This window comes from Ruegeria sp. CDSC051 (assembly GCF_059610665.1).
Map to the genome: position 1 here is coordinate 957,264 of NZ_JBXWOC010000001.1, position 12,476 is coordinate 969,739.

The following is a 12,476-nucleotide window of genomic DNA, read 5'->3' on the forward strand; positions in this document are numbered from 1 at the left end:
TTCATTTTTGGGGTCTGTTGAATTTTTATCCGCGCTGCGATGGGTGCCAGAAGGTCACCGCCTTTTCGATCATGGCCACCAGACCATAGAATGATGTCCCAGCCAGAGCCGCCACTACGATCTCGGCCCAGACCATATCCAGTGAGAGCTGCCCCACGCTGGTTGATATCCGAAACCCCATGCCAAGCGTCGGTGAGCCAAAGAACTCGGCCACGATAGCGCCGATCAATGCAAGGGTGGTGGATATCTTGAGACCATTGAAAACAAATGGCATCGCGGCAGGCAAGCGCAGCTTCAGAAAGCTCTGCCAATACGTGGCGGCATAAGTCTCCATCAGGTCACGCTGCATTGCTGTCGCCTCGCGCAGCCCGGCGACGGTGTTCACCAGCATTGGGAAAAAGACCATCACGACAACCACCGCCGCTTTGGAGTGCCAGTCGAACCCGAACCACATGACCAGAATCGGCGCGGTGCCAACAATCGGCAGAGCGGCCACGAAGTTGCCCACGGGCAAAAGCCCAAGGCGCAGAAAATCCCACCGGTCTACTGCAATCGCCATCAGGAAGGCCGCTCCACAGCCGATGATGTAACCGCTCAGCGCGCCCTTGATGATGGTTTGCACGAAATCCATCCAAAGCGTGGGCAAACTGTCCCAGAACCGAATCCAGATAACCGATGGAGCGGGCAGAATGACCAAAGACACCTCAAGGCCGCGCACCAAAAGCTCCCAGATGATGATGATAGTCAGACCAAAGATCAGCGGAGCCAGAAACCGGACCATCCGCGTATCAGCATAGGGCCCGCTGGCCAAGCGGCTGTTCAACCACCATCCCAACAGCCACACACCGAGTGCGCCCAGAATTGGTATCATTGCGCAATCCCCATCCGTTTCAGGACCGACTTTTCAATCAGCCCCAGAAGCCCCACAAGACAGGCCGCCAGAATCGCCGCCGCAAACAGGGCCGACCAGATTTGCACGGTCTGACCATAATAGCTGCCTGCCAGCAGGCGCGCGCCCAGCCCCGCGACTGCCCCGGTGGGCAATTCCCCCACGATGGCCCCTACCAATGAAGCCGCAATGCCTATCTTCAGCGATGTGAACAGATACGGCATCGAGGCCGGCAAACGCAGTTTCCAGAACCCCTGCGCGTGGCTCGCGCTATAGGTACGCAGCAAATCCAGTTGCATCGCATCAGGGCTGCGCAAACCTTTGACCATGCCGACCACGACAGGAAAAAAGCTGAGATAGGCCGATATGACCGCCTTGGGGATAATCCCCTGCACGCCAACGGAATATAGGACCACAATGATCATCGGAGCCAGAGCGATGATCGGGATGGTCTGGCTGACTATCGCCCAGGGCATGACCGACAGGTCCATGACCCGGCTATGTACGATCCCAACAGCCAGCAGAATTCCCAGACCGGTGCCAATGGCAAAACCCAGTATCGTCGCACTCAGCGTCACCCAGCCGTGATAAACCAGCGAGCGCTTTGAGGTGATTTTCTTCTGAACTGTTGTCTTCCATATCTCAACGGCCACCTGATGCGGAGCGGGCAACCGTGGACGATCCTGTTCCCACGTGGCTGGAATGGCAAAGCTATTGTCCAGAACCAGGCTGAATTCGGACAGATCGCGACGATCTTTTGCCGAGGGTGGCTGAACTGTGGCGCCGGCCCGTTCCTGTTCGGTCAGAACACCTTTGATATTCATCGGAATACAAGCGGCGTACCAAAAGGCTACTATGACGGCCAGTACCGTCAATACAGCCCAGAATGCCTTGAACCCGCTGCTATTCATCCGAATGCCCCGCGCGCAACCCTTCTCGCACCCTATGGGCAACTTCGATGAATTCCGGCGTGTCGCGAATATCGAGCGGCCGCTCTTTCGGCAACGGACTGTCGATCACGTCAGTGATCCGTCCGGGCCGAGGGCTCATTACAACGATCTTGGTGCTCAGATAGACGGCCTCAGGGATGGAATGGGTGACAAACCCAATGGTCTTTTCAGTCCGCGCCCAAAGTGCCAGAAGCTGCTCGTTCAGGTGATCGCGGACAATCTCATCCAACGCGCCAAAAGGTTCGTCCATAAGCAGGATATCCGCATCAAAGGCCAACGCCCGTGCGATGCTGGCCCGTTGCTGCATTCCACCCGACAACTGCCAGGGAAACTTTCCACCAAACCCCTCAAGATCAACAAGTTCCAAAACCTTGTTTACGCGTTCTTCCTGCTCGGCAGCTGTAAACCCCATGATTTCAAGCGGGAGCTTGATGTTCTTGGAAATGGTGCGCCAAGGGTACAGACCCGCGGCCTGAAATACATAACCATAGGCCCGTTTCCGCCGCGCCTCATCCGGAGTCATACCGTTGACGGTCAATGTCCCGCCAGTCGGTGTTTCCAACGCAGCGATGCACCGCAAAAAGGTGGTCTTACCACAGCCGGAGGGCCCGATGAAGCTGACGAATTCTCCCTTTTCGATGGTCAGGTTCACATCCTTCAGAGCGTGGACCGGCCCGTCATTGGTCTGAAAGGTCAGATCCAGTTGCCGCGCCTCGATTACAGGCGGTGCAGCGGTTTCAATATTCATTCCATCCCCTTGAACTTAAACCGTAATAAGACGTGATATCTGCCACATATTCTGTCATACACCGGTTGCTGGAATACCCGTGCGTACCACCGGTCGCGGCGCTGTCAGCTCTTTCCAAGTACTCAGCGCCTTGTTGACGGTTGTATTGGCCTCGCGTTCAACAAATTGGCCATGGCCTTCCTGAGTCCTGATCTCTCCGTCATGCACTGCAACCTGCCCACGGGTCAGAGTAAAGCGCGGCAAGCCTTTGACCTCTTTGCCCTCAAACACGTTGTAGTCGATCGAAGATTGCTGCGATTTCGCGCTGATCGTCTTGCCTTTCTCAGGATCCCACACCACCAAATCGGCATCGGCACCTACAAGAACTGCGCCCTTTTTTGGATAACAATTCAATATCTTGGCGATGTTTGTTGAAGTGACTGCCACAAATTCATTTGGCGTTAGCCGACCAGTGTTCACCCCATGAGTCCACAGCATCGGCATCCGGTCTTCCAACCCTCCGGTACCGTTCGGGATCTTGGTGAAATCCCCCACGCCAAAGCGTTTCTGATCCGTCGTAAAGGCGCAATGGTCGGTGGCCACGACACTCAACGAACCAGATTGTAATCCGTTCCACAGGCTATCCTGATGCTGCTTGTTTCGGAACGGAGGGCTCATGACCCGCCGCGCCGCGTGGTCCCAATCCTGGTTGAAATACTCGCTCTCATCCAAGGTCAGATGCTGGATCAAAGGTTCCCCCCACACCCGCTTGCCCTGCATCTTGGCACGCCGAATGGCCTCATGCGCCTCTTCGCACGAAGTGTGCACCACATACAGCGGCACTCCGGCCATATCCGCGATCATAATCGCGCGGTTGGTCGCTTCGCCCTCGACCTGCGGCGGACGGGAATAGGCATGTGCCTCGGGACCTGTATTGCCTTCGGCCAACAGCTTGGCGCTGAGCTCGGCAACAACATCGCCATTCTCGGCATGCACCATGGCCGTTCCACCCAGCTCGGCAAGACGCTTGAACGAAGCATACATTTCATCGTCATTGACCATCAACGCGCCCTTATAGGCCATGAAATGCTTGAACGTGTTGATGCCGCGTGTCTCGATCACCGTCTTGAGGTCATCAAACACCTGCTCGCCCCACCAGGTCACCGCCATGTGGAAAGAATAGTCGCAATTTGCACGTGTCGACTTGTTATCCCAGCGCTTGAGCGCATCCAACAGGCTTTCACCTGGGTTGGGCAGAGCGAAATCAACCACCATCGTGGTTCCTCCGGCCAATGCCGCCCGGGTTCCGCTCTCAAAATCATCGCTGGAATAGGTGCCCATGAACGGCATTTCCAAATGCGTATGCGGGTCGATCCCGCCAGGCATCACATAGCAGCCTGTCGCATCCAGTTCCGTGTCACCTTTTAGGTCCGGCCCAATCTCGGTGATCACCCCATGCTCGACCCTCACATCCGCCTGGTAAGACAAATCCGCGGTTACGACGGTCCCGTTCTTGATAACAGTGCTCATATCAATCTCCCTGATGCGGTCTGCGCCGCTTGCTTCATCTGGCTACAAATACCTCGGGGGGAGTCGCCCAACGGGCGACGGGGCAGAGCCCCCTATTCCACAATTCCAGCCGTCTCTACGACCGCATGAAACAGAACATCCGCCCCGGCGGCAGCCCAATCCTTGCTGATTTCTTCGGCTTCGTTATGGCTTAGCCCATCCACACAAGGGCACATCACCATCGCTGTTGGTGCAACCCGGTTGATCCAGCAGGCATCATGACCGGCGCCCGAAATGATATCTGTATGAGAATAACCCAACCGTTCAGCCGCGTCGCGCACGGCTGCCACGCAGCCTTCATCAAATTGCACCGGATCAAATCCGCCGACCTTCTCAAACTCGATCTGTAGGCCCATCTCATCCACGATATCTTCGGCCGCTACGCGCAGACGATTTTCCATATCGGTGATCACGTCCAGATCGGGCGAACGGAGATCGACAGTAAACACTACTTTCCCCGGGATCACGTTACGCGAATTCGGAAACACATCAATATGCCCCGCCGCACCCACCGCGTGGGGCGCATGGGACCAAGCAATCTCGTCAACCTTTTCAAGGATACGCGCCATCGCCAATCCGGCATTCTTGCGCATCGGCATCGGCGTAGACCCGGTATGGGCGTCCTTTCCGGTAACTGTAATCTGGGTCCAGCTGAGACCCTGACCATGGGTGACAACGCCGATATCCTTCCCCTCGGCCTCAAGAATGGGGCCCTGTTCGATATGCAGCTCAAAAAAGGCGTGCATCTTTCGGGCACCAACCTCTTCGTCACCGCGCCAGCCAATGCGGCTCAGCTCATCTCCGAACTTCTTACCATCGGCATCCTCACGGTCATAAGCCCAATCCTGCGTATGCATCCCGGCAAAAACCCCCGAGGACAGCATCGCAGGTGCATAGCGCGTGCCTTCTTCATTCGTCCAGTTGGTCGCAACGATTGGATGTTTGGTCTTGATTCCCAAATCATTGAGCGTGCGGATGATTTCCAGCCCGCCCAATACACCTAGAACACCGTCATATTTGCCGCCTGTCGGCTGCGTATCCAGGTGTGAACCCACATAGACCGGCAATGCCTCGGGGTTCGTGCCCTCTCGATGCGCAAACATATTGCCCATTTGGTCCAGCCCCATGGTGCACCCGGCCTCTTCGCACCATTTCTGAAACAGCGCGCGGCCTGCCGCATCTTCATCCGTCAGGGTCTGACGATTATTGCCCCCCGCAACACCCGGGCCAATCTTGGCCATCTCCATCAGGCTGTCCCACAACCTGTCGCCATTGATCCTGAGGTTCTGCGCCGGAGCTGCCATCCTAGTCTTCCCTGTTGCTTGCGATTTGCTCGCTTTTGGTGTCTTGATTTGACCATCTGGTCAAACTCACGCTATCACGGGTTCGACATCAGTCAAGAAATAGCAGAGCTCGGTGGGAATTTTTGGCATATTCCGCACTTGCGAGCCCAAAAATCAGACAGGCAAAGACATGTCCAAAGACCGCGCACCAACACGAATTCAGAAAAAAAACCGCGCTGCAATTCTAGAAGCCGCTTTGAACGTGTTTTCTGCCTACGGTTTCCGCGGTGCCACCGTCGACCAGATTGCTGCCGAGGCCGGGTTGAGCAAGCCGAATCTTCTATATTATTTCCCCTCAAAAGAAGCGATTCACACGGCCCTTCTATCTGGCCTTCTCGAGATTTGGCTGGCCCCTCTCCATGATCTCGACGCCGACGGGGACCCATTGGAAGAGATACGCGCTTATATCCATCGCAAACTGCAAATGAGCCGGGAACTTCCGCGCGAAAGCCGTCTGTTTGCCAATGAACTGGTCCAGGGTGCGCCACGCATACACGATGCATTGTCCAATGATCTCAAAACTTTGATGGATGAGAAGACCGCAATCCTTACGGCCTGGATGGAACAGGGTAAAATCGCGCGCCTCCACCCCTACCACCTTATTTTCTCCATCTGGGCTTTGACACAGCATTATGCGGATTTCGATGTCCAGGTTCGGGCCATTCTTGGCGACGAAGACCCGTATGAAGGTGCTGAACCGTTTATCGACACGCTCTACCGCAAATTGCTGGCGCCTTAGGTTTTCGTTAGCCGGAACCCGCTCACCCTGAGCCTAGGATGACGCTACTCTTTTCTTCCCTGTCGACACACAGGTGCCGTGGTAAGGCTTTCGTTGGGTGGGTAGAGCGAGAAGTGGGACATAAGGCGTTCCAAGACGAAGTGAGGAGGCGCGGATATCATCTGATCCGCACCGCCACCCAAAATGTCGCAAACTGCCACAACGCCCCCCATCGACATCCTGCTCTAAGAAAATTCGACGAATTTTCTTGGACTACTCGGCGGCTTTCGCCATTGGATTGTTGGGATGGGTTGTCCAGTTGCCATATTCGGGCTGCACTTCCTGTCCCGTGCGCGGGTCGATTTCGCCAGCGTCCATCGGCACCATGGAAATACATCCCTCGACCGGGCACACATCCACGCACAGGTTACAGGCCACACATTCGTCATCCATAACCTCGAATACGCGCTCTTCGGACATTGAAATGGCCTGGTGGCTGGTGTCTTCGCAGGCGGCATAGCAACGACCACACTTGATGCACTGATCCTGATCAATCTTGGCCTTGGCGACATAATTCAGGTTCAGATATTGCCAGTCGGTCACGTTCGGAACCGCAAGACCGACAATTTCCGAGACGTCCTGATACCCTTTTTCATCCATCCATTTCGACAGGCCCGCCGTCAGTTCGTCAATGATCTTGAACCCATAGGTCATCGCCGCCGTGCAGACCTGAACATTGCCGCAACCCAATGCCATAAACTCTGCTGCATCGCGCCAGGTGGTCACACCGCCAATACCCGAGATCGGCATTCCGTTCGTTGCCTGTCCACGCGAAATCTCGGACACCATCGACAGGGCAATCGGTTTCACCGCAGGGCCACAATAGCCGCCGTGGCTGCCTTTGCCGTCAATCGAGGGTTCAGGGCTGAAGCTATCCAGATTGACACTGGTAATCGAGTTAATCGTGTTGATCAGCGATACCGCATCCGCACCACCATTCTTTGCGGCTTCTGCCGGCTTGCGGATATCAGTGATATTCGGCGTCAGTTTCACGATGACCGGACGGTCATAGTATTTCTTGCACCAGCGCGTCACCATCTCGATATATTCCGGAACCTGCCCTACGGCCGCCCCCATCCCACGCTCGCTCATCCCGTGTGGACAGCCAAAGTTCAGTTCGATCCCGTCGGCACCGGTTTCGGCAACACGCGGCAGAATGGCCTTCCAGGCTTCTTCCTCGCACGGCACCATGATCGAGGCGATCAGGGCGCGATCTGGATAATCAGCCTTAACCCGCGCCATTTCTTCAAGGTTTACCTCTAATGGGCGGTCTGTAATCAGCTCGATGTTGTTCAGACCCAACAACCGACGGTCTGCGCCGTAGATCGCCCCATACCGCGGGCCATTAACATTGACGACCGGTGGACCTTCGGACCCGAGTGTTTTCCACACGACCCCCCCCCATCCGGCCTCAAAGGCACGGCGGACGTTATATTCCTTGTCCGTCGGCGGCGCAGATGCCAGCCAATATGGGTTGGGGCTTTCAATTCCCAGAAAGTTCGATTTCAAATCAGCCATTTATCCGGCCTCCCTGATGCTTGCAGGCATCTTGATCATTGAGTTTCACGCAATCAGACTTGCGTGGATATCCATCGCGGCATCGCGCCCCTCGGCCACTGCGGTCACGGTCAGGTCATCCCCGCCTGCGGCGCAGTCGCCTCCGGCCCAGACCGCTTGTACCGACGTGCGCCCGGCCCCCGTGACGGCGATCTTGTTCCCGTCCAACGTCAGCCCTTCGGGCGCTCCTTCCAGCGTCTGACCTATCGCCTTCAGCACCTGATCGGCAGGCAGGCGGGTTTTCTCGCCGGTGCCCTTCAACTGACCGTCATGGCTGGCAGTATACTCCAATTCGATCTCGGCGGCTGCCCCGTTGCCGTGTACGGCTATGGGCTGAACATTGGTCATGATCCTGACGCCGTGCGATGCGGCCAGATCCTGCTCATAGCGGCTGGCACCCATCGCCTCGCGTCCGCGCCGGTAGGCGATGGTGACGTTTTCCGCGCCCAGCAATTTCGACTTTACAGCTGCGTCAACCGCGGTCATGCCGCCTCCGATGACGACGACATTCCGCCCAACGGGCAGCTCAGCCAGATCGGCCGCCTGACGCACATCCGAGATAAAGTCGACCGCGTCGCGCACGCCGGTCAGATCCTCGCCGCCCGCTCGCAATGCATTCACACCTGTCAGACCGATGGACAGGAAAACCGCATCATAGTTGTCAACAAGGCCATCCAGCGACAGGCCCTCGCCCAGCACCGATCCGGTCTCGATGGTGATGCCGCCGATCATCAGCAACCAATCGATCTCAGCCTGAGCGAAATCATTGGTCGATTTATAGGCGGCAATTCCATATTCATTCAGACCGCCGGGTTTTGGGCGGCTTTCGTGAATGACCACATCATGCCCCAGCATCGCCAGCCGATGCGCACAGGCTAGCCCTGCGGGCCCTGCCCCGATCACGGCCACCGTTTTGCCGGTGAATGCGGCGCGCTGGAACGGATGGTCGCCCGATGCCATAACGCTGTCAGTAGCAAACCGCTGCAAACGCCCGATCTCGACTGGCGATCCTTCGGCGGTTTCGCGTACGCAGACTTCCTCGCACAGCGTTTCGGTCGGACAAACACGGGCGCACATGCCACCCAAGATATTCTGGCCAAGGATGGTTTCACCCGCAGCTTCAGGCTGACCGGCCTGAATCTGGCGCATGAACAATGGAATATCAATGTCTGTCGGACAGGCCGTCACACACGGCGCGTCATAGCAGAAATAGCACCGATCCGCGGCCACTGCGGCCTCATGCGGGGCAAGTGGTGGATGCAGATCCGTGAAATTCGAGGTCAGCTCATCGCTGGAAAGCCTCCCGGAGACTATGCCGGGGACCATCTGGCCCTGTGCCATCGCTCTACTCCCTGTAGATATGTTGTTATGGCCTCAGCTTGGCACAATCTGATTTTTTATCAAATGGTAAATTTTGCCAAATGGTCAAAAAATGAATAACCAGGCCGAAACACCCGGTTTTTTACTGTACATTGCTGGTTTTTTGGGCCGGAACCGCTCAGATCATCTGTGACAGGTGCCCAGATTTGATCCAAATTCGCGCGCCCTCTGCTCCCGCCAAAGCAGTGGAACGCGCACCTGGCGGTAATCTCAACCAGTCCCAGACCGAAAATTCTTCGTCGGATTCCTGCACCGAACCTGCGATGACAAACAACTCCAACCCATCGACTGCATCCAGATCCAGCTTTTCGCCAGGTGACAGATTCAATACGCGAACATCTTCGCGTGCGTCCTTGAAAAGCTGAAGATTCGAATCCCCGGTAATCGACCGACGAATTTCGGTCCTGTCCTCGGGGTCAAACTGGTGCAGTTTGACTAGTATCGTCGCGCCTTCTTTTGCCGAAGGCGTATGGGAAGATGTCGGAGGATTGCGCACATAACTACCTGCAGGAAAATCACCGGTCTCGTCCTGAAACACACCGTCCAGCACCAGATACTCCTCTCCTCCATCATGCCTATGGGCGGCAAAGGCGCTTCCTGGGGCAAAGCGGACAATCGTGGTGGCGCGGGCGACCTCTTCCCCGATCCGATCCAACATCTTGCGCTCGACACCTGCGGCAGGTGACGCAATCCAGTCATTCCGGTCGAAATGCACAGCAACACGTTTTGTGAAATCTGCGTTAACTCTCATGCGGCTTCTCCTGTTTGGTCTGGTCTCTAGATGGTTGCGCAAGTCCTGAATTCAAAATTCAGATGCATGATCTATGATCACATCTGGTTTTGTGCCACGTCTCTACCTAGTGTACGCCCAACCAAAATTCGAGCAGTGCTGGCCCAACGCCACGAACCCGAGAGACGCCCGATGCAGACCGCCAACAATAAATTCAATATCGTGGTCATCGGCCAAAACAATCGGCTGCAATACGAGGCACTGCTGTTTGCAGCCTCGTTACGACACAGCTGTCCCGATTTCGCAGGCCGCCTGTTCGTTGCCGTTCCTCAACCAGGGGCCCGCTGGTCACAGGATCCCAGCATTCAGGATGAGGATGTCCTGAAAGCGCTACATCAGCTTGGGGCCGAAATTCTACCGTTTGAAAACCGGGCTTTCGGTGGAAGCTATCCCTATGGAAACAAGATCGAGGCGCTCTTGGCCCTGCCCGAGGGGGAACCGTTTGTCTTTTTCGACAGCGATACGCTTGTCACCGGAGACCTGAATAGTGTGCCCTTCGATTTTGACCGCCCCGGTGCCTCGCTGAAAGTCGAGGGAACATGGCCGCGCCCGACCCTGTATGGTCCGGGGTATGACGGTATCTGGCGCGCCCTGTATGAGCGGTTCGAACTGGATTTCGACAGCTCATTGGACAAGGCCCAACCAGCCGAATACTGGCGGCGCTACCTGTATTTCAATGCGGGTTATTTCTTTTACAGATGCCCACGCCAGTTCGGCGAACGGTTCCTGGAATATGCCTGCACTATCCGGGATGAGGATATCCTGGAACTCGCGGGCCAAACACTGGACCCATGGCTGGATCAGGTCGCATTGCCGCTGGTTATCCATGCCCTTGGCGGCGGCCGCGACGCACTGCCCACTGGCCTGCTGGACGGGTCGGTCACGTGCCACTACCGTCTGTTTCCCCTGCTGTATGCCCGCGAAAGCGACCATGTGATCGAGGTTCTGGAAACTGTGGTTGCGCCCAACAAGTTCAAGAAAGTGCTCAAGGGCTATGACCCAATAAAGAAACTGGTGCTCCAGCGCAAAGGGCACAAAATACGCGAGATGTTCGATCGCGAAAACCTGCCTCAGCGCGAGCAGGTCATTCGCAACAAGATCAAAAGCAAAGGTCTATGGATGCGCTGACAGCAATGTTGTGCGCACGCGTCCAATCGCCTAGAGATTCTGCAACACATAGCCCAACAGGAGATTTTCACCATGTCTGACGGCCCCACCTACGGTTTCGACACGCTTCAAATTCACGCGGGCGCACGCCCTGACCCGGCAACAGGTGCGCGTCAGACGCCGATTTATCAAACAACGGCATATGTGTTTCGCGATGCAGACCACGCGGCGGCTCTGTTCAACCTGCAGGAAGTCGGCTTTATCTATTCCCGCCTGACCAATCCCACCGTGGCGGTTCTGCAAGAACGCGTGGCAACGCTTGAGGGTGGCGTTGGAGCAGTTTGCTGCTCGTCCGGTCATGCCGCCCAAATCATGGCACTGTTCCCGCTGATGGGACCTGGCTGCAACGTGGTGGCCTCGACCCGGCTGTATGGCGGCACGATCACTCAGTTTAGCCAGACGATCAAACGGTTCGGCTGGTCTGCCAAGTTTGTGGATACTGACGATCTGGATGCTGTGAAGGACGCGATCGACGAAAATACACGAGCGGTGTTCTGCGAATCCATCGCCAACCCGGGCGGCTATGTCACCGATATCCGCGCACTGGCGGATGTGACGGATGGCGCCGGCATTCCGCTGATCGTCGACAACACCTCGGCCACACCCTATCTGTGCCGCCCGATTGAGCACGGCGCGACGCTGGTTGTGCATTCAACCACCAAATACCTGACCGGCAACGGCACTGTCACCGGCGGCTGTATCGTGGATTCGGGCAAGTTCGATTGGTCCGCGAATGACAAATTTTCCTCGCTCAGCCAGCCGGAACCGGCCTATCACGGGCTGAAATTCCACGAGACATTCGGTCCGCTGGCCTTCACATTCCACGGCATCGCCATCGGCCTGCGTGATCTGGGCATGACGATGAACCCACAGGCGGCGCACTACACGCTGATGGGAATCGAGACCCTGTCTTTGCGAATGGAGCGTCATGTAGAGAACGCGCAAAAGATCGCAGCCTGGCTAGAGGCCGATGACCGCGTGGAATATGTGACCTATGCGGGCTTGCCGTCGTCGCCCTATCACGACCGGGTCAAGACGCATTACCCCAAAGGGGCCGGTGCGCTGTTCACCTTTGCGGTCAAGGGCGGCTATGACGCCTGTGTCAAACTGGTGAACGCGCTGGAGATCTTCAGCCATGTGGCCAACCTGGGCGACGCGCGGTCGTTGATCATTCATTCGGCCTCGACCACCCACCGTCAGCTGACCCCGGAACAGCAAGAGGCCGCAGGCGCCGGTCCCGGCGTTGTTCGGGTTTCCATTGGCATCGAAGACGCCAACGATCTGATTGCCGATCTTGATCAGGCGCTGGCCAAGGCAACGGCCTGA

The 12,476-nt window shown here is 56.6% G+C and carries 11 protein-coding genes; 3 read left to right on the forward strand and 8 right to left on the reverse strand.

Going from position 1 to position 12,476, the window contains the following annotated elements:
* Positions 1–25 precede the first annotated feature (25 nt).
* The 5 genes from AC2FH0_RS04850 to AC2FH0_RS04870 form a co-directional block, all read right to left on the reverse strand.
* Positions 26–871 carry an ABC transporter permease gene (locus tag AC2FH0_RS04850; protein WP_142634378.1) on the reverse strand — a complete coding sequence of 282 codons (846 nt, stop codon included), beginning with the start codon at positions 869–871 and terminating at the stop codon, positions 26–28.
* A complete protein-coding gene (locus AC2FH0_RS04855) occupies positions 868–1,800 on the reverse strand; it encodes an ABC transporter permease (RefSeq protein ID WP_142634380.1) in 933 nt (310 codons plus the stop codon). The genes AC2FH0_RS04850 and AC2FH0_RS04855 overlap by 4 nt, the downstream gene beginning before the upstream one ends.
* Positions 1,793–2,587, reverse strand: a complete 795-nt coding sequence (locus AC2FH0_RS04860; protein ID WP_271946553.1) for an ABC transporter ATP-binding protein — start codon at positions 2,585–2,587, stop codon at positions 1,793–1,795. The genes AC2FH0_RS04855 and AC2FH0_RS04860 overlap by 8 nt, the downstream gene beginning before the upstream one ends.
* Before the next feature lie 54 nt (positions 2,588–2,641).
* Entirely contained in the window at positions 2,642–4,096 is a 1,455-nt protein-coding gene (hydA, locus tag AC2FH0_RS04865; RefSeq protein WP_281972255.1) for a dihydropyrimidinase, read from the reverse strand.
* 92 nt (positions 4,097–4,188) lie between these two features.
* The gene (locus tag AC2FH0_RS04870; RefSeq protein ID WP_496690716.1) at positions 4,189–5,439 is read right to left on the reverse strand and encodes a Zn-dependent hydrolase; all 1,251 of its coding nucleotides are present in this window, start codon (positions 5,437–5,439) and stop codon (positions 4,189–4,191) included.
* Between the two features lie 169 nt (positions 5,440–5,608).
* Here AC2FH0_RS04870 and AC2FH0_RS04875 point away from each other — a divergent pair, with 169 nt between their 5' ends.
* Positions 5,609–6,217: a TetR family transcriptional regulator C-terminal domain-containing protein gene (locus AC2FH0_RS04875; protein ID WP_142634388.1), complete on the forward strand. Its 609-nt coding sequence runs from the start codon at positions 5,609–5,611 to the stop codon at positions 6,215–6,217.
* Between the two features lie 252 nt (positions 6,218–6,469).
* Here the strand turns inward: AC2FH0_RS04875 and preA are convergent, their stop codons facing one another.
* From preA to AC2FH0_RS04890, 3 genes are all read right to left on the reverse strand, one after another.
* Positions 6,470–7,774, reverse strand: a complete 1,305-nt coding sequence (gene preA, locus AC2FH0_RS04880) for an NAD-dependent dihydropyrimidine dehydrogenase subunit PreA (RefSeq protein ID WP_281994752.1) — start codon at positions 7,772–7,774, stop codon at positions 6,470–6,472.
* A 45-nt stretch (positions 7,775–7,819) separates the two neighbouring features.
* Positions 7,820–9,154, reverse strand: a complete 1,335-nt coding sequence (locus tag AC2FH0_RS04885) for an NAD(P)-dependent oxidoreductase (protein WP_281972258.1) — start codon at positions 9,152–9,154, stop codon at positions 7,820–7,822.
* A gap of 157 nt (positions 9,155–9,311) precedes the next feature.
* Positions 9,312–9,944 carry a cupin domain-containing protein gene (locus tag AC2FH0_RS04890; RefSeq protein WP_496700118.1) on the reverse strand — a complete coding sequence of 211 codons (633 nt, stop codon included), beginning with the start codon at positions 9,942–9,944 and terminating at the stop codon, positions 9,312–9,314.
* A gap of 171 nt (positions 9,945–10,115) precedes the next feature.
* Here AC2FH0_RS04890 and AC2FH0_RS04895 point away from each other — a divergent pair, with 171 nt between their 5' ends.
* Positions 10,116–11,111 carry a GT-B fold glycosyltransferase domain-containing protein gene (locus tag AC2FH0_RS04895; RefSeq protein WP_496700116.1) on the forward strand — a complete coding sequence of 332 codons (996 nt, stop codon included), beginning with the start codon at positions 10,116–10,118 and terminating at the stop codon, positions 11,109–11,111.
* A 72-nt stretch (positions 11,112–11,183) separates the two neighbouring features.
* Positions 11,184–12,476 carry an O-acetylhomoserine aminocarboxypropyltransferase/cysteine synthase family protein gene (locus tag AC2FH0_RS04900; RefSeq protein ID WP_271946534.1) on the forward strand — a complete coding sequence of 431 codons (1,293 nt, stop codon included), beginning with the start codon at positions 11,184–11,186 and terminating at the stop codon, positions 12,474–12,476.